At 71.3% G+C, this 15,831-nt stretch carries 18 protein-coding genes; 9 read left to right on the top strand and 9 right to left on the bottom strand.

Annotated elements, in window-relative coordinates; all coding sequences use genetic code 11:
• Nucleotides 1-29 precede the first annotated feature (29 nt).
• Both J3P44_RS16600 and J3P44_RS16595 read right to left on the bottom strand, forming a co-directional pair.
• Complete coding sequence (locus tag J3P44_RS16600; protein ID WP_255891541.1) at nt 30-491, bottom strand: NfeD family protein; 462 nt, start codon at nt 489-491, stop codon at nt 30-32.
• Between the two features lie 17 nt (nt 492-508).
• On the bottom strand, nt 509-1,315 hold the full coding sequence (locus J3P44_RS16595; protein ID WP_255891540.1) for an ABC transporter ATP-binding protein: 807 nt from the start codon (nt 1,313-1,315) through the stop codon (nt 509-511).
• A 114-nt stretch (nt 1,316-1,429) separates the two neighbouring features.
• Here J3P44_RS16595 and J3P44_RS16590 point away from each other — a divergent pair, with 114 nt between their 5' ends.
• Together J3P44_RS16590 and serB are read left to right on the top strand one after the other, a co-directional pair.
• The gene (locus J3P44_RS16590) at nt 1,430-2,143 is read left to right on the top strand and encodes an Rv1486c family protein (protein WP_255891539.1); all 714 of its coding nucleotides are present in this window, start codon (nt 1,430-1,432) and stop codon (nt 2,141-2,143) included.
• A gap of 69 nt (nt 2,144-2,212) precedes the next feature.
• The gene (gene serB / locus J3P44_RS16585; protein WP_255891538.1) at nt 2,213-3,430 is read left to right on the top strand and encodes a phosphoserine phosphatase SerB; all 1,218 of its coding nucleotides are present in this window, start codon (nt 2,213-2,215) and stop codon (nt 3,428-3,430) included.
• Here serB and J3P44_RS16580 read toward each other — a convergent pair.
• Both J3P44_RS16580 and J3P44_RS16575 read right to left on the bottom strand, forming a co-directional pair.
• A complete protein-coding gene (locus J3P44_RS16580) occupies nt 3,343-4,236 on the bottom strand; it encodes a putative protein N(5)-glutamine methyltransferase (RefSeq protein WP_255891537.1) in 894 nt (297 codons plus the stop codon). The two genes, serB and J3P44_RS16580, sit on opposite strands and share 88 nt — an antisense overlap.
• Nucleotides 4,233-4,775, bottom strand: a complete 543-nt coding sequence (locus J3P44_RS16575) for a SixA phosphatase family protein (protein ID WP_255891536.1) — start codon at nt 4,773-4,775, stop codon at nt 4,233-4,235. The genes J3P44_RS16580 and J3P44_RS16575 overlap by 4 nt, the downstream gene beginning before the upstream one ends.
• 33 nt (nt 4,776-4,808) lie before the next feature.
• Here J3P44_RS16575 and J3P44_RS16570 point away from each other — a divergent pair, with 33 nt between their 5' ends.
• Genes J3P44_RS16570 through J3P44_RS16560 form a run of 3 tightly spaced genes read left to right on the top strand, consistent with a single transcriptional unit; the run spans nt 4,809 to nt 8,958 of the window.
• Nucleotides 4,809-5,810 (top strand): cyanophycinase, encoded by a 1,002-nt coding sequence (locus tag J3P44_RS16570; RefSeq protein WP_255891535.1) that lies wholly within the window; start codon nt 4,809-4,811, stop codon nt 5,808-5,810.
• Nucleotides 5,807-8,581, top strand: coding sequence for a cyanophycin synthetase (gene cphA / locus J3P44_RS16565; protein WP_255891534.1), 2,775 nt, complete (start codon nt 5,807-5,809; stop codon nt 8,579-8,581). The genes J3P44_RS16570 and cphA overlap by 4 nt, the downstream gene beginning before the upstream one ends.
• Nucleotides 8,582-8,592: 11 nt before the next feature.
• Nucleotides 8,593-8,958 (top strand): cupin domain-containing protein, encoded by a 366-nt coding sequence (locus J3P44_RS16560; RefSeq protein ID WP_255891533.1) that lies wholly within the window; start codon nt 8,593-8,595, stop codon nt 8,956-8,958.
• 27 nt (nt 8,959-8,985) lie between these two features.
• Here the strand turns inward: J3P44_RS16560 and J3P44_RS16555 are convergent, their stop codons facing one another.
• The 4 genes from J3P44_RS16555 to J3P44_RS16540 all read right to left on the bottom strand — a co-directional run bounded on the left by J3P44_RS16555 (nt 8,986) and on the right by J3P44_RS16540 (nt 12,514).
• Nucleotides 8,986-10,680 carry a Mur ligase family protein gene (locus J3P44_RS16555; protein WP_255891532.1) on the bottom strand — a complete coding sequence of 565 codons (1,695 nt, stop codon included), beginning with the start codon at nt 10,678-10,680 and terminating at the stop codon, nt 8,986-8,988.
• A gap of 31 nt (nt 10,681-10,711) precedes the next feature.
• Complete coding sequence (gene fabI / locus J3P44_RS16550) at nt 10,712-11,482, bottom strand: enoyl-ACP reductase FabI (RefSeq protein ID WP_255891531.1); 771 nt, start codon at nt 11,480-11,482, stop codon at nt 10,712-10,714.
• A 32-nt stretch (nt 11,483-11,514) separates the two neighbouring features.
• On the bottom strand, nt 11,515-12,234 hold the full coding sequence (fabG, locus tag J3P44_RS16545; protein WP_372496619.1) for a 3-oxoacyl-[acyl-carrier-protein] reductase: 720 nt from the start codon (nt 12,232-12,234) through the stop codon (nt 11,515-11,517).
• A gap of 67 nt (nt 12,235-12,301) precedes the next feature.
• Nucleotides 12,302-12,514, bottom strand: coding sequence for a dodecin (locus J3P44_RS16540; protein ID WP_255891529.1), 213 nt, complete (start codon nt 12,512-12,514; stop codon nt 12,302-12,304).
• A 79-nt stretch (nt 12,515-12,593) separates the two neighbouring features.
• On the opposite strand from J3P44_RS16540, the gene J3P44_RS16535 reads away from it, so the two are divergent.
• From J3P44_RS16535 to J3P44_RS16520, 4 genes are all read left to right on the top strand, one after another.
• Nucleotides 12,594-12,884: a DUF3099 domain-containing protein gene (locus tag J3P44_RS16535; RefSeq protein WP_255891528.1), complete on the top strand. Its 291-nt coding sequence runs from the start codon at nt 12,594-12,596 to the stop codon at nt 12,882-12,884.
• 222 nt (nt 12,885-13,106) lie between these two features.
• Nucleotides 13,107-13,310, top strand: coding sequence for an acetone carboxylase (locus tag J3P44_RS16530; protein ID WP_255891638.1), 204 nt, complete (start codon nt 13,107-13,109; stop codon nt 13,308-13,310).
• Between the two features lie 41 nt (nt 13,311-13,351).
• Nucleotides 13,352-14,233, top strand: coding sequence for an aminoglycoside phosphotransferase family protein (locus J3P44_RS16525; protein WP_255891527.1), 882 nt, complete (start codon nt 13,352-13,354; stop codon nt 14,231-14,233).
• A gap of 291 nt (nt 14,234-14,524) precedes the next feature.
• Complete coding sequence (locus J3P44_RS16520; protein WP_255891526.1) at nt 14,525-15,013, top strand: hypothetical protein; 489 nt, start codon at nt 14,525-14,527, stop codon at nt 15,011-15,013.
• A gap of 135 nt (nt 15,014-15,148) precedes the next feature.
• Here the strand turns inward: J3P44_RS16520 and J3P44_RS16515 are convergent, their stop codons facing one another.
• Nucleotides 15,149-15,634, bottom strand: coding sequence for a GNAT family N-acetyltransferase (locus J3P44_RS16515; protein WP_255891525.1), 486 nt, complete (start codon nt 15,632-15,634; stop codon nt 15,149-15,151).
• Nucleotides 15,635-15,831 lie beyond the last annotated feature (197 nt).

Genomic DNA, 15,831 nt, shown 5'->3' with positions numbered 1-15,831 from the left:
GGACGTGGTGCGTGGCTGTGGTGGTGGGCTCAGGACTCGAGGGTGGCCACCGGGTGGACGTAGGCCGTCGCACCCTTGATCTGCAGGATCTCGACGGTCTCGCCGGCCGCGATCCGCAGGTTCTCGTCGTAGGGAAGAGCCGTCCAGGTCTCGCCGCCCGCCTTGATGCGGCCAGCGGACAGGCCGGTGATCTCCTCGGTGACCAGGCAACGGGTGCCGACCAGCTTGCCGTGGCCGAGCGAGAGCTCGGGACCGTTGTGGAGCCGCTTGACGAACGCGGGACGCACCAGCGAGAGCATCGCCACCGACGCGGCCAGCGCCGCGAGGATCTGCACGAACACCGGCAGCCCGACCAGGGCGGCGACCATGCCGATCACGGCACCGGCGGCCAGCATCGCGAGGATCAGGTCGAGGCTGAACATCTCCGCGACGCCGAGCGCGATCGACAGCGCCAGCCAGGTCTCCCAGAGGTGGTCGCGGATCCAGTCCATGGCGAGAGCCTAGCCAGTCAGTGCTGGAGGATCCGTTGGGCGGGCCGTCGACGCGCCGCGAACCGGTCGTCCTCGCGGCTCAGCAGCAACGGCATCCCGAACGTCGCGGACAGCGTCTCCGCCGTGACGACGTCCTCCACCGGGCCGGCGTCCACCACTCGACCCTCGCGCAGCAGCAGCGCATGGGTGAAGCCGGGTGGGATCTCCTCGACGTGGTGGGACACCAGGACCGTCGCCGGGGAGTCGGGGTCGAGGGCGAGCTCCGACAGCGTCGCGACCAGGTCCTCGCGCCCGCCGAGGTCGAGCCCGGCGGCGGGCTCGTCCAGGAGGAGGAGCTCGGGATCGGTCATGAGTGCGCGGGCGATCTGCACCCGTTTGCGCTCGCCCTCGCTGAGTGTGCCGAAGGTGCGCTCGGCCAGGTGGCTGACCCCGACCTCGGCCAGCAGCTCGCCGGCCCGGTCGTGGTCGAGGTCGGCGTACTGCTCGCGCCAGCGGCCGAGGACGCCGTAGGACGCGGAGACCACGACGTCCTTGACGAGCTCGCTCCGGGGGATGCGGTCCGCCAGTGCGGCGCTCGTGAGGCCGATGCGAGGGCGCAGCTCGAAGACGTCCGTGGTGCCGAGGACCTCCTCGAGGATGCCGGCGACGCCCGAGGTCGGGTGGATCTGGGCGGCGGCGACCTGGAGCAGCGTCGTCTTGCCGGCGCCGTTGGGTCCGAGGACGACCCAGCGCTCGTCCTCCTCGACCTCCCAGCTGACGTCGTCGAGCAGCAGGGACCGGCCGCGGCGCACCGAGACCCCTGCGAACTCGATGACGGCGACCATGTTCCTCACCCTATCCAGCAGCCGCCACGGGTCCGGGCCGGACACGACGGGCTGACACGACCGGCTGACAGGACGGGCTGACCCGACCTGGGGCAGCGAGTAGCGTCACCCGCGATGTCGTCGTCCTCGTCGTCCCCCGCGCTCCCCCACTCGGCGGTCCTCGCCTGGTGGCTGACGGCGTGGCTGCGCGGGCACGAGCAGACCGACCACGTGCTCGACGCGCTGGCCGACGACACCCACCTGCTAGAGGGAGGCTCGGCACTCGACCTGCTGGCGCGGTCGCGGGCCAGCGGGGCGTCGTACGCCGGCCTGGCGCTGCCCGTCGACGGCGACCCGCTCGGCCTCGGCGGGCCGCGCGACTTCAACTCCGCTGCCATGGAAGCCGGGCAGGCGGTGGTCGCCGGGTCGCTCGGGCTGGTGCCGGAGGAGAAGGGCGAGACCGTCCAGTGGCGGGCCTTCGCCGCCGAGCGGCGCCAGCTGCCCGACGTGGGCGAGGCCGACCGGGCGCTGCGCGAGGCGCTCCTGGGGGCGGCCGACGATCTCGCTGTCCTGGACGTGGCCCGCTGGCGACCGGAGGCGGCCGACGCACTGATGAACCTGCACCAGCGACCGCGCCTCGACGCGCCCCTCGGCACGCCACCGCGCTGCGTGGACCTCGCGGCGCGGGGCCTGCAGGCCTGGATGATCGTCGACCTCGCGCTCGAGGACGACGGCGGCGCGCTCTCGTCGTACGAGGCGGAGCGGCGCCGTGGGCTCCTGCAGCCACTGGGACGGGCGGCCCGTCGGGCGGTGGTGGCGGCGTGCTCACCCGAGGTGTGGCCGCAGTAGCGGCGTACCTCCGACCGTTGTGCGGACTCCGTCACTGGCGAAGGCGCTGCCGGGCTAGCCTCCTCACCAATGGAAGACGAGCCGAAGACACTGCTGGTCACCCTCACGGGCAAGGACCGACCGGGCGTCACCTCCGCGATGTTCGCCGCCCTGTCGGCGGCCGGGGTCGAGGTGCTCGACATCGAGCAGATCGTGCTGCGCCGCCGCCTGCTCCTCGGCATCCTCGTGACGGCGCCTCGCGACTGGAAGAAGCTGCGCGACGTGATCGAGCGCACCGCCGCCGAGCTCGGCATGAACGTCGAGGTCGACCGCGGCGCCGGTGACAACCGGAGCCGCCCCGCCGACCGCTCGCACATCACCCTCATCGGCAGGCCCCTGAAGGCGTCGGCGATGGCCTCGATCGCCGGACGGATCGCTGACGCCGGCGCCAACATCGACCGGATCGAGCGCATGGCGCGCTACCCCGTCACCGCGATCGAGATGCACGTGTCGGGTGCGCCTGCCGACACCCTGCGCCCGGTGCTGACCGCGGAGGCCGTGCGGCTCGGCATCGACCTGGCGGTGCAGCGCGAGTCGCTGCACCGGCGCGGAGTCCGGCTGATCGTCATGGACGTCGACTCGACGCTGATCCAGGGCGAGGTGATCGAGATGCTCGCCGCCCACGCCGGCCACGAGGCCGAGGTCGCCCGGGTCACCGAGGCGGCCATGAGGGGCGAGCTCGACTTCGAGCAGTCGCTGCGCGAGCGCGTCGCCCTGCTCGAGGGCGTCCCGGCCACGGCCCTCGACGAGGTCTACGACTCCATCGTGCTGGCGCCGGGCGCGCGCACCCTGGTCCGGACGCTGCGCCGCCTGGGCTACCGGTTCGCGATCGTCTCGGGAGGGTTCACCCAGATCACCGACCGGCTCGCCGCCGAGCTGGGCATCCACTTCGCCCGCGCCAACGAGCTCGAGATCGTCGACGGCCTGCTGACCGGTCGGATCGTCGGAGACGTGATCGACCGCGCCGGCAAGGCCGAGGCCCTGCGCGAGTTCGCGGCCGAGGTGGGCGTTCCTCTCGATGCGGTCATCGCGATCGGCGACGGCGCCAACGACCTCGACATGCTCAACGCGGCCGGGCTCGGCATCGCCTACAACGCCAAGCCGTTGGTGCGCGACGCGGCGCAGACCTCCGTCAACGTGCCCTACCTCGACACCGTGCTCTACCTGCTCGGCATCTCCCGGGAGCAGATCGAGGAGGCGGACGCCGAGGTCGGGATCGTCACCCCCGCCCCTCCGGTCATGGACTGATCCTTCACCCCGACGGCGACGCACCCGCCCAGCTCGGGGTCGACGACCACGTGGGTGTCGAGCCCGGCCGCGGCCATGGCCGCGGTCGTCAGCGGCGCCTGCGAGCGGCTGGTCTCGACCAGCAGCACTCCCCCGGGCACCAGCCAGTCGGTGGCTTCCGCGGACAGCCGACGGTGGAGGTCGACGCCGTCGGTGCCACCGTCGAGGGCGACGCGTGGCTCGTGCTCGCGGGCCTCGGGCGGCATGGACGAGATCCGGTCGGTGGGGACGTAGGGCGCGTTGGCCGCAAGCACGCCGACCCGGCCGCGCAGCCCGGCCGGCAGGGCGTCAAAGAGGTCTCCGTGGTGGAGCAGAGTCGTCGGGGCGTTCTGCCGGGCGCAGTCCAGCGCAGCCGCGCTCACGTCCGCCGCATGCACCTCGGCCGCCGTCGCGTGGAGCGCGGCGGCGACCGGCGCGACGCCACAGCACATCTCGACCGCGACGACGGGACCGGCACCGGCCACCCGGCTGCGGGTCACGACCTCGGCGATCGTCGTACGGGCCAGGAGCTCGGTGCGGCGCCGCGGGACGAACACCCCCGGCGTCACCACGAGTCGCCGGCCGAGGAACTCGACCCACCCCAGGACCAGCTCCAGCGGTTCACCGCCGGCTCGGCGGGCGACGAGAGCCTCGAGCTCCGACGGCGTCCGGGCCGCGGACTCCAGCAGTGCCGCCTCGTCCTCGGCCCACACGCATCCCGCCGCGCGCAGCCTCGCCACGATGCCGTCTCCGGGATCCCCTGCGACCGGCGGCACCGGACCCGTCATCCATCCCCGGCGTAGAACGCCTCCAGCCGGCCCGTGCCCGGTCCGAGGTCGGACCAGTCGCCGGGCACCGTGAACACGGCGAGGGCGGACGTGGGGAAGCCGCGCGTGAGCATCGCGGTGGTGGCGTCGGCATCGCCGTCACCGTCGTCGACCAGCTCGGCGAGATAGCCCATGGTCGGGTTGTGGCCGATGACGACCAGGGTCGCCACGTCCGGGTCGGTCTGGCGGATCAGGTCGAAGGCGGTGTCGGGACCCGCGTCGTACAGACCTGCGGACAGCTCGGGCGCGAGGTCCCACCCGGCCCCGCCGGCGACCTGCTCGAAGGTCTGCTGGGCGCGCAGGGCGTCGGACACGAGCGCGGCGTCCGGATCGATCCCCTGCTCGCGCAACCACCGGCCCGCACGCTCCCCGTCGGCGAGGCCTCGGGTCGCCAGGGCCCGGCCGTGGTCCGACGGCGCCGTGGGCTCGGCCTTGGCGTGACGTACGAGCACCAGACGTCGCCGCACGTCGCTCCCCGTTTCGCGTACTGGCTCCTGCATGCGCCCACCCTCCCAGCCGCTAGCCTGCCTGTCATGCCCAACGGACCACTCATGATCATCGGTGGTGCCGAGGACAAGGTGCGCAAGCCGACCATCCTCAAGCACTTCGTCGCCCTCAGCGGCGGCCGGGATGCTCGCATCGCCGTCATCCCGACGGCCTCCTCCCTGGGGCGCGAGGTGGTGGACGTCTACGACGCGCTGTTCACCAAGTTCGGCGCCGCCAGCGTGGAAGCCGTACGCCCCGAGACGCGCGACCAGGCCCACGACCCGGCGCTGGTCAAGGCACTGGACGAGGCGACCGGCATCTTCATGACCGGCGGCAACCAGCTCAAGCTCTCCTCGATCGTGTGCGGCACGCCGGTCGGTGACGCCATCCTGCGTGCCCACGAGCGGGGCGCGGTGGTCGCGGGCACGTCGGCCGGCGCCAGCATCCAGTCCTCGCACATGGTGGCCTTCGGGGTCGGCGGCGCGACGCCGAAGCAGCGGATGACCCAGGTGGCGGGCGGGCTCGGGCTGATGGACGGAGCCGTCATCGACCAGCACTTCGACCAGCGCAACCGCTACGGCCGGCTGCTGATGATCGTGGCCCAGAGCCCGCAGCTGCTGGGCATCGGTGTCGACGAGGACACCTGCGGCCTGGTCGAGGATGTCGCGGGAGACGCCGTGATGCGGGTGATCGGCAAGGGGGCGGTCACCGTCCTCGACGGTGCACGCATGGTCTCCAACGCCCACGAGGCCAAGCGGTCCGCGCCGCTGCTGGCCAGTGGCGTCGTGTTCCACGTGCTGCCCGAGGGGTCGGTCTTCAACCTCTCGACGCGCACGCTGGTTCCGCAGGAGCCGGGGGTCGACCTCGAGGACGCGCACGAGCTGGCCGAGGCCAGCCGCGACCTGCGCCAGCTGGTCCGCGACATCGCGGCAGCGGACGCGACGCCAGCCGCGATCCGCCGCCGCCTCAAGCTGAGGCGGACCCCCAGCCCACCGGCCGACCCCACCCGCGACCAGTCGCCGACCCAGCCCCAGGGAGACATTTCATGAGCGAGCGGCCCACCCCGGACCTAAAGATCGTCGAGACGCGCGTCTACCGAGGCGCGAACGTCTGGTCCTACGACAAGTCGATCCACCTCGTGGTCGACCTCGGCTCGCTCGAGCAGTTCCCGACCAACACCCTCCCCGGCTTCACCGACTACCTGGTCTCGATGCTGCCGGGCCTGCGGGAGCACTCGTGCTCGCGCGGGCGACGGGGCGGCTTCCTCGAGCGGCTCAACGAGGGCACGTGGCTCGGCCACGTCGCGGAGCACGCAGCGTTGGCGCTGCAGCAGCTGGTCGGCCACGACATCCGCCGTGGCAAGACCCGCCAGGTCAAGGGCCACCCGGGCCGCTACAACATCATCTACGGCTACGTCGACGAGAACGTCGGCCTCACCGCCGGCCGCCTCGCCGTACGCCTGGTCAACCACCTCGTCGAGGGCGACCCCGACTTCGACTGGGAGACCGAGCGCGACGAGTTCATCCGCCGCGCCGAGCGCACCGCGTTCGGCCCCTCGACGCAGGCGATCGTCGACGAGGCGGTCTCGCGCGACATCCCGTGGATCAGGCTCAACCAGTACTCCCTCGTGCAGCTCGGGCAGGGAGTCCACGCCAAGCGGATCCGCGCGACCATGACCTCGGAGACCTCGTCCATCGCGGTGGACATCGCCTCCGACAAGGACCTCACCACCAAGCTCCTCGGGGCCGCGGGACTACCCGTCCCCAAGCAGGAGTCGGTGCGCTCGGAGGACCAGGCCGTCGCGGCCGCCCGCCGGATCGGCTATCCCGTCGTGCTCAAGCCGCTCGACGGCAACCACGGCCGGGGCGTCTGCCTCGACCTGCAGGACGAGGCCGACGTACGCGCCGCCTACCCGATCGCGCAGGGCCAGTCGCGGCGCGGCAGCGTCATCGTCGAGTCCTTCGTGACGGGCAAGGACTACCGCTGCCTGATCATCGACGGCCGCATGGTCGCCATCGCCGAGCGCGTCCCGGCGTCGGTGACCGGTGACGGCTCATCCACCGTCCAGGAGCTGGTCGACCTCACCAACGCCGACCCGCGCCGCGGTGTCGGGCACGAGAAGGTGCTCACCCGGATCAAGATCGACGACGCCGCGATCGAGGTGCTGGCCGACCAGGGCCACAAGCTGGACTCGGTGCCCGCCGAGGGCGAGATGGTGAAGCTCGCGCTGACCGGCAACATGTCCACCGGCGGCATCTCGATCGACCGGACCTACGAGGCGCACCCCGAGAACGTCGAGATCGCCGAGGAGGCCGCCCGGATGGTCGGGCTCGACATCGCCGGCATCGACTTCATCTGCCCCGACATCACCGAGCCGGTGCGCGAGGCCGGCGGCGCGATCTGCGAGGTCAACGCCGCACCCGGGTTCCGGATGCACACCCACCCGACGATCGGCGAGCCGCAGTTCATCGCCAAGCCGGTCGTGGACATGCTCTTCCCGCCGGGCGCCCCGTCCCGGATCCCGATCGTGGCTGTGACCGGCACCAACGGCAAGACCACCACCAGCCGGATGATCAGCCACATCTTCAAGGGCATGGGCCGCAAGGTCGGGATGACGTCCACCGACGGCGTGGTGATCGACGAGCGGCTCGTGATCCGGGCCGACGCATCCGGCCCGCGGTCGGCGCGGATGGTGCTGCAGAACCCGCGCGTCGACTTCGCCGTGTTCGAGGTCGCCCGCGGCGGCATCCTGCGCGAGGGCCTCGGCTACGAGCGCAACGACGTCGCCGTGGTGCTCAACGTCCAGCCCGACCACCTGGGCCTGCGGGGCATCGACACCGTCGAGCAGCTGGCCGACGTCAAGGCCGTCATCGTGGAGGCGGTGCCCCGCGACGGGCACGCCGTCCTCAACGCCGACGACCCGCTGGTGCGCGAGATGCGCCGCAAGTGCTCGGGCCAGGTCGTCTGGTTCTCCATGGAGGAGCCCGGCAGCGAGGTGCGCGACATGATCGACGCCCACTGCCGTCGGGGCGGGAAGGCCATCGTCCTCAACCCGACCGAGCGCGGCGAGATGATGGTCGTCCAGCACGGCCGCCGTGAGATGCAGCTGGCCTGGACCCACCTGCTCCCGGCCACCTTCAGCGGCCGCGCACGGATGAACGTCCAGAACTCCCTCGCGGCCGCTGCGGCGGCGTTCGCCGCCGGTGCGCCGCTGCACGACATCCGCCAGGGGCTGCGGACCTTCTCCACCAACTACTACCTCTCCCCCGGCCGTCTCAACGAGGTCGAGGTCAACGGCGTCAACGTGATCGTCGACTACTGCCACAACGCGCCCGGCATGAAGATGCTCGGCGACTTCGTCGACCGCGTCGGCGACTCGCTCGCGTCGTCGCACGACCTGGCCCGTCCCTCGCGGATCGGCATCATCGCCACCGCGGGCGACCGCCGCGACCAGGACATGCGCGAGCTCGGCCACATCGCTGCCCAGCACTTCGACGTGTGCATCATCCGCGAGGACGTCGCGCTGCGCGGCCGCGAGCGGGGCGACACCGCCCAGCTGGTGCTGGAGGGCGTACGCACTGCGATGGACGAAGGGGCCCGCTGCAAGCAGGTGGAGACGTGCCTCGACGAGATCGAGGCCGTACGCCATGCGATGAGCCGGTCCAACCGCGGCGACCTCGTCGTCGTCTGCGTCGACAAGCACGCCGAGGTCATGTCCGAGCTGGAGAACTGGTCCGACGTGGCGCAGGCGGGCTCCGGGGGCAACCCCGACGCGCCGGCAGCGGACCCGGACTACACCCCGGCCACGACCGACTCGTGAGGGTGGCCTGAGTGAGGATCCTCGACCTGCCTGACCTCCCCCACCGCCCGATCGAGGCGCACGGCAGCCGCGGGTTCTCGGTGGGCGCGTTCGGCATCAGTGCGGACGCCCACCTGGTCGCCGTGACGCTGGCGCCGGGTGGGGTGATCGGGCCGCACCCGGCGCTCGGCCGCCAGCTCCTGGTCGTGCTCGTGGGAGAGGCCGAGGTGGCCGGTGCGGAGGGGACCGTACGCCGGGTCACCGCTGGACAGGCCGTCGTCTGGGAGCCCGGCGAGTCCCACGAGACCCGGACGGCCGGCGGCATGTCGGCCATGATCGTCGAGGGCGACCTGGACATCGGTGCGCCCGGCGAGCAGGTTGACCCCGGGGACGTCTGAGCCGGTCGGCCGCGTCGGTCGGGTGGGTCAGGGGGCGTGCGCGGCCCGGACCTTCCGCGACAGCGTCTCCGGGGTGTCCGGGGTGCCGCCGTGCCCGGCGATCCAGTCGTAGGCCTCTTCCCGCTCCGCGTGGCACATCAGCCCGACGACGTCGCCCGCCTCGGCCCGGCCCACCAGGGCGGCGAGGCACTCGACCTCGGTCTTGTAGGTGTCGATGTCGGTGACCCCCACGCGCTCCGCGCCGGCCCGGAGCAGGGCGTCGATCTCGTCCATCGTGCGGCCGCGGAGGTAGCGCTCCTTGTGTCCGATCGCCACCACGTCGCTGCCCTTGGCCCCGATCTCGCCGAGCGCGTCGATCAGCTCGTCGGTGCGGTCGCCGACGGCACCGAGGCCGAGCAGCAGGCGGGCCCCGGGGCGACGTACGCCGGCCATGATCTCCAGCAGCGCCTCGAGGCCGGCCTCGTTGTGGGCTAGGTCCATGACGACCGAGACCTCTCCGGGCAGGGAGAAGAAGTTCATCCGGCCGGGGTTGTGCTCGGCATCGGGCCGGAACGTCGCCAGCCCGGCGACGACGTCCTCGCGGGACAGGCCGATGGCGAGCGCTGCCGACGCTGCGGCGAGGGCGTTCTCGATGTTGAAGCGGGACAGTCCGGCCAGGGTCATCGGGACGTCGACGAGCTCGATGAGCGGGTCGGGGTCGGTGCCCGGCGCCAGGACGGCGATCCAGCCGTCGATCACCGTGGTGGCTCGCCCTCCCCCGTGGCTCAGCACCTCGCGCACCGCGGGTGAGTCGGGGTCGCGGCTGAACACCCAGGGCTGCGCGGAGATCACGCTGCGCATGGCCAGCACGCGGGGGTCGTCCCCGTTGAGGACGGCCCATCCCTCCTTGCGAGTGATCCGCGGCACCACCGACTTCACCTCGGCGAGCTGGTCGACGGTGTCGATGCCCTGGAGGCCGAGGTGGTCGGCGGTCACGTTGGTGACGACGGAGACGTCGTTGCGGGCGATGCCCATGCCCTTGAGCAGGATGCCGCCGCGGGCGGTCTCGGTGACAGCCAGCTGGACACCGGGGAGGCCCAGCGCGCGGCCGGCGCCGGACGGCCCCGAGTAGTCGCCGGGCTCGACGAGCACACCGTCGCGGTAGACGCCGTCGGTGTTGGACCAGCCGACCACCAGCCCACTGGTGCGGGCGATGTGGGCGATCATCCGGCTCGTGGTCGTCTTGCCGTTGGTGCCGGTGACCGCGACCACGGGGATCCTCGGCGTGATCGTCGTCGGACGGTCGCCACGGGCCGCTGCGGACACCTCCGCGGCGGCCGCGCTCACGGCCGCCTCCACATCAGGAGCCGGCAGGGCGTCGAGGGCGTGGGCGACCGCCTCCCCCAGCGCCCGCGCCCGCCCGCGGTTGCGCCACGGGAACGCGACGACCAGCACCTGCGGGTCGGAGGTGGGACGTACGCGCACCGCCAGCCTGCGGGTGCCCGCCTCGCTCGCGATGGCACGCACCAGGCGCTCCACCGCCCGTACGGCGAACCGACTGCGGAACCCCGATCCGGGCGCACCGGGCCGGGTGGTGCGCAGCCCGATCCGGCGCGCGAAGCGCAGCACCGTCTCGTCGGAGGCCTCGGTGATCGTGGAGACGTCGAGGGTCAGCTTCACCGCGGCGCGCGGGAAGTAGAGGTTGGGGCCTTCGAGGATGCGCAGCTCGACGAGTGAGGTCACCCGGGGAAACTACCGAACGGACACGCCGCGGCTACATCCCCATGGCGTGGAAGCCGCCGTCGACGTGCACGATCTCGCCCGTCGTGGCCGGGAAGAAGTCGCTCAGGAGGGCGCAGACCGCCTGGGCGGTGGGCGTGTGGTCGGACTCGTCCCAGCCGAGCGGCGCACGGTCCTTCCATGCCGACTCGAGGTCCTCGAACCCCGGGATCGCCTTGGCGGCCAGGGTCTTCAGCGGACCGGCGGAGACCAGGTTGCAGCGGATGCCCTCGGGACCCAGGTCGCGGGCGAGGTAGCGGGAGGTGTTCTCGAGGGCTGCCTTGGCCACGCCCATCCAGTCGTACGCCGGCCAGGCGGTGGTGGCGTCGAAGGTCAGTCCGACGATCGAGCCGCCGCTCGACATCAGCGGCCTGGTCGCCACGGCGAGCGACTTGAGCGAGTAGGCGGAGACCTGGACGGCCTGCGCCACGTCGTCCCACGGGCCGTCCATGAACTTGCCGCCGAGCAGGGTCTCGGGGTTGCCGTAGGCGATCGAGTGCACCACCCCGTCGAGCCCGTCGACGTGCTCGCGCACCTGGTCGGCGAGGCCGGCGAGGTGGTCCTCGTCGGTGACGTCGAGCTCCAGCACGGGCGCCTCCTGCGGCAGCCGCTTGGCGATCCGCCGGGTGATGCCGAGGGCGCGCCCGAAGTTGGAGATCAGGACGGTCGCCCCCTGCTCCTGCGCGACCTTCGCGGTGGCGAAGCCGATCGACTTGTCCATCGTGACGCCGGCGACGAGGATGCGCTTGCCGTCGAGGATTCCCATGCTGTGTCCTTTCGTGTGCGCGACGTGCGCGCTCAGTGGCCCATGCCCAGGCCGCCGTCGACCGGGATGACCGCGCCGGTGACGTAGGCCGCCCCGTCGGAGGCCAGCCAGGTGACGGCCGAGGCGACCTCGGCGGTGGAGGCGTAGCGACCGAGCGGCACCTGCGTCTTGATCGCCGCCTTCTGCTCGTCGGTGAGCACGTCGGTCATGTCGGTCTCGACGAATCCGGGCGCGACCACGTTGGTGGTGATCGAGCGGCTGCCGAGCTCGCGCGCCAGCGACCGCGCCATGCCCACCAGCCCGGCCTTGGACGCGGCGTAGTTGACCTGGCCGGCCGAGCCGAGGAGCCCGACGACCGAGGAGATCAGGATGATCCGGCCGCGGCGCAGGCGCAGCATGCCCTTCGCGGCTCGCTTGGCGAGCCGGAAGGAGCCGGTCAGGTTGGTGTCGATGACCGACGACCAGTCGTCCTCGCTCATGCGGAGCAGGAGGGTGTCCTTGGTGATCCCGGCATTGGCGACCAGCACCTCGACGGGCCCGTGTGCCTCCTCGATCTGCTTGAACGCCGCCTCGACGGCGTCCGCGTCGGTGATGTCGCACCGCACGTCGAGCGCGCCGTCAGGGGCACCGCCGTTGCGGGTGGTGACGGCGACCTTGTCGCCCTGGGCCAGGAAGGCCTCGGCGATGGCGCGGCCGATGCCGCGGTTGCCGCCGGTCACCAGGACGGAACGGGGGGTGCTGGATCCGGGAATCTCGCTCACGCTCCACGACGCTAGTGATTACCGAGGGGTAGGCCGAAACTACGGGGGCGCGGCGCGCCTACTCGTCCTCGAGGCGGAACCCGACCTTCATGCCGACCTGGAAGTGCTCGACGGCGCCGTCCTTGGCCTGTCCGCGGATCTGGGTGATCTCGAACCAGTCGATGTGGCGCAGCGTCTGACCCGCCCGCTCGATGCCGTTGCGGATGGCCTGGTCGATGCCGTCGGGAGAGGTCCCGACGATCTCGGTGACGCGGTAGGTGCGGTTGGACATGATTCCTCCTGCTCGCAGCTGGGTGACGGGCCCGTGACCGGCCCGCCGTCCTCGAGCCTAGCGACGTAGACTCGTGAGCATGGCCGAGCCGGACGCCGTACGCATCACCACGGCGCGCAGGAGCGCCGCGGACGACATGCGGACGCGCCAGCGGCGCTACGCCCTCTCGATGGCGATCCGGACCGTGTGCTTCGTCGCAGCGGTCGCGGTCGGGCCCGGCGTGCTCCGGTGGGTACTGGTGGCCGGGGCCGTCTTCCTGCCGCTGTTCGCCGTGGTCCTGGCGAACGCCGGCGACACCCGCGACGACGGATTCACGGTCCCGGGGGGCCCTGGCGCCCCGGAGCTGACCGCTCGCGACGGCGAGGACTGACGGAGAAAAAAACCGTCCCATCAAGCGTGCCAAAGGTTTGGCTTTCGCGGATCTGCGTGGAATAGTCTCCCTCGCCAGCGCAGCATCCCCCGTCTGCGCTAGCGATCGAGGTGCCGGACAGCTTCCCCCCGTGGCTGTCCGGCACCTCTTCTTGTGTCCCGCTCTTGCGTGCGGTCAGATGGGCTCCCGGACGCCGTGACCGCCGCTCTCGAAAGGTCCCTGATGGAGCTCGACCGCGAGATCTGCTCGGCCAAGGGCTGCCAGGCCGACGCCGACTGGGACCTGCAGTGGAACAACCCGAAGATCCACGCCCCTGATCGCCGCAAGATCTGGCTCGCGTGCGACGAGCACCGGGCTTCGCTCTCGGACTTCCTCGGCGCGCGGGGGTTCCTCAAGGACGTCGTGGCGCACGAGGGGCCCCGCTGACCCGGGTGCCGGACCTCGGCCCACCACCCCAGCGCCTGGTGGTGGACACGCGGACTGTCCGCCAGCTCGTCTCCGAGCAGTTCCCTCAATGGTCGCGGCTCACGATCGAGCCGGTCAGCACCCCTGGGTGGGACAACTACACGTTCCACCTCGGTGGCGACATGGTGGTACGCCTGCCCAGCGCCAGTGAGTACGCCCTGGCGGTCGAGAAGGAGCATCGGTGGCTGCCCACGCTGGCACCGCAGCTGCCCGTCCCGATTCCGTCCGTACGCGGCCGCGGCGAGCCGGGGGCCGGATACCCGTTCCCCTGGTCGGTCTACGACTGGCTCGGCGGCTCCCCCGCCACCCAGACCGACATCACCGGGCCGCTCCAGTTCGCTGAGCAACTGGCTGACTTCGTGGTCTCCCTCCGGAGCATCGACGCGGCAGGCGGTCCACAGCCAGGCATCCACAACTGGTTCCGCGGCGCGACTCTCCTCACCTACGCCGAGACAACTCGTCGGGCGTTGGACACCTTGTCCGCCCACATCGACGTGGAACCTGCCTCCCAGATCTGGGCCGACGCCCTTGCGGCCGACTGGAACGGAGACGACGTCTGGTTCCACGGCGATCTGGCAGAGGGCAACCTGCTGCTGGAGGACGGGCACCTCACGGCTGTCATCGACTTCGGCACATGCGGGGTAGGAGATCCGTCCTGTGACCTCGCGATCGCCTGGACCTTGCTCGTCGAGCCGGGCCGGCAGGCCTTCAGGGACCGACTCCAGGTCGATGACGCCAGCTGGGCACGTGGCCGAGGCTGGGCGTTGTGGAAGACGCTTGCCGGTCTGGCGTCGTCGATCACCGAGGACGATGACCAGGAGACGGCTCGCCTCATGCGCGTGCACGGGGAGCTCGTCGCGGACTATGCCGAAGCGCAGTCATAGGAGACGGCCAGATCTGGCTCCTCTGTGTCAAGGTGCTCATGCCGATGCGCGCGCTGGGGCGGCAGGTGTGACGAAGAGCTCGAGCGGCCCGCGGTGGGAGAAGACTGCACCGGTCAATCCGAAGCGGTGCACGACCCGGCGTGCAATCCGCACGCGCGCGTCGTACAGGACTGGGTCGCCGTTGCCCGCATCCCGGGTCAGGACGAACCCACCTGACAGGCGTCCCGTCGTGCCTCGTTGACCACGTCTCGGAGCGCTCGTGACGAATCGACACCCCCTAGGGTGTGAGTCATGGGGGACCGACAGGACGAATGGCAGTGGCGGCCGGAGCCGGGCTGGCTCGGGTTGTCGCTCCTCGGGCTCACGACGGGAGGACTCGTAGGCGCTGCCTACGTCGTCGTGATCGTCGCGGCGGACTTCATGGGCACGGGTGTGCTGAACGGCGACCCTGGCGGAACCCTCACGGGCCTCCTCGGCCTCGCGGTGTTCGGTGCTGTGTGCGGCGGGCTGGCGGGGCTTGCAGGCGGTTTCGTCGTCGGCCTCGTGCTGACCTTCTTGGTGGGCCGTCGCATGCCGGGTCGAGCCGCGTCAGGCCTGACCTTCGTGGGTGCGGCCACCACGGTCGCTCTCATGATGTGGCCCATCCTCGACGGGGTGCTCGATTTGCCATCACACGGCGACACCGCGCTGGTCGTGTCGGGGAGCGTCGTCGCGGGACTGGTAGCGATCTGGTTCCACGGCCAGTTGCCGGGCCGGGCCGCTGAGGTCTTCGCCGAGTAGGCCAGGTCCTGTGCCAGGAGACGGCCCGGCTGATGCGCGTGACAGGGGGCTCATCGCGGAGTACGTCGACGCGCAGTCGAGGATTCGTCAGTGCTCCGGTCGAGCCGGCAGGGTCGCCGGGCTGTGGCCTCGCAGCTAGAGCACGAACTTCATACGCGGCGCCGAGGTCATCACGAAGCCTGAGCGCGTGTAGATGCGCTGGCCATCGGGGGTGGCGCTGAGGTCGACTCTGTCGGCTCCGATCGCTCGCGCCCAGTCCACGACGAAGTCCACCAGCGCCGTGCCGTGACCCTGCCCGCGGTGCGCGGGCAGCGTGACAACGTTTGCGAGGCGCACGGTGCGCCCGCGTGGGCATTGCGGGTTCGGGACACCGAGCTCCAACGTGCCGACGGCACAGGCGACGATCCGTCCATCGAGCTCGACCACCGGAAAGCACGCCCACTCTCGGTCGGCCACGACTCCGTCGAACCAGGTCCTGGCGTGATCACGCCACGAGCCACCATCCTCCGGCCCTTCGTCGAACAGCAGCCCCCAGAGCGGAAGCAGCTGGTCAATGTCGCCAGCCTGGGCGTCTCGTGGCAGCGGCGCAATGAACGGATTCATGGGCTGAGCATCGTGCATGCCACCCGCCAGTGTCATCCGACCTCGATGTTGACACAGGCATGTGCGCTCAGGACCCCAGCACTAGAGGAAATCCTGATCGAACATTTCTTCGATTGCTGCGCGGCGGGCGTTAGAGTGGAGTCACGTTCCGCGTAGATCCGGGCCACCAGGACAAGTCCACGACTCGTCACCAGTGCGCTCAACCCGGGCTGGTG

Origin of the sequence: Nocardioides astragali (assembly GCF_024436375.1) — a bacterium.
GTDB classification, from domain to species: Bacteria; Actinomycetota; Actinomycetes; order Propionibacteriales; family Nocardioidaceae; genus Nocardioides; species Nocardioides astragali.
Note: the sequence above shows the minus strand (reverse complement) of the source record. Positions and strands in the feature narration are given on the sequence as shown.

Bases quoted from the DNA above. Each gene is read 5' to 3' on its own strand.
- J3P44_RS16600 (WP_255891541.1), bottom strand. From the start codon at position 491: ATGGACTGGATCCGCGACCACCTCTGGGAGACCTGGCTGGCGCTGTCG.
- J3P44_RS16595 (WP_255891540.1), bottom strand. From the start codon at position 1,315: ATGGTCGCCGTCATCGAGTTCGCAGGGGTCTCGGTGCGCCGCGGCCGG.
- J3P44_RS16590 (WP_255891539.1), top strand. From the start codon at position 1,430: ATGTCGTCGTCCTCGTCGTCCCCCGCGCTCCCCCACTCGGCGGTCCTC.
- serB (WP_255891538.1), top strand. From the start codon at position 2,213: ATGGAAGACGAGCCGAAGACACTGCTGGTCACCCTCACGGGCAAGGAC.
- J3P44_RS16580 (WP_255891537.1), bottom strand. From the start codon at position 4,236: ATGACGGGTCCGGTGCCGCCGGTCGCAGGGGATCCCGGAGACGGCATC.
- J3P44_RS16575 (WP_255891536.1), bottom strand. From the start codon at position 4,775: ATGCAGGAGCCAGTACGCGAAACGGGGAGCGACGTGCGGCGACGTCTG.
- J3P44_RS16570 (WP_255891535.1), top strand. From the start codon at position 4,809: ATGCCCAACGGACCACTCATGATCATCGGTGGTGCCGAGGACAAGGTG.
- cphA (WP_255891534.1), top strand. From the start codon at position 5,807: ATGAGCGAGCGGCCCACCCCGGACCTAAAGATCGTCGAGACGCGCGTC.
- fabI (WP_255891531.1), bottom strand. From the start codon at position 11,482: ATGGGAATCCTCGACGGCAAGCGCATCCTCGTCGCCGGCGTCACGATG.
- J3P44_RS16540 (WP_255891529.1), bottom strand. From the start codon at position 12,514: ATGTCCAACCGCACCTACCGCGTCACCGAGATCGTCGGGACCTCTCCC.
- J3P44_RS16535 (WP_255891528.1), top strand. From the start codon at position 12,594: ATGGCCGAGCCGGACGCCGTACGCATCACCACGGCGCGCAGGAGCGCC.
- J3P44_RS16530 (WP_255891638.1), top strand. From the start codon at position 13,107: ATGGAGCTCGACCGCGAGATCTGCTCGGCCAAGGGCTGCCAGGCCGAC.
- J3P44_RS16520 (WP_255891526.1), top strand. From the start codon at position 14,525: ATGGGGGACCGACAGGACGAATGGCAGTGGCGGCCGGAGCCGGGCTGG.
- J3P44_RS16515 (WP_255891525.1), bottom strand. From the start codon at position 15,634: ATGCACGATGCTCAGCCCATGAATCCGTTCATTGCGCCGCTGCCACGA.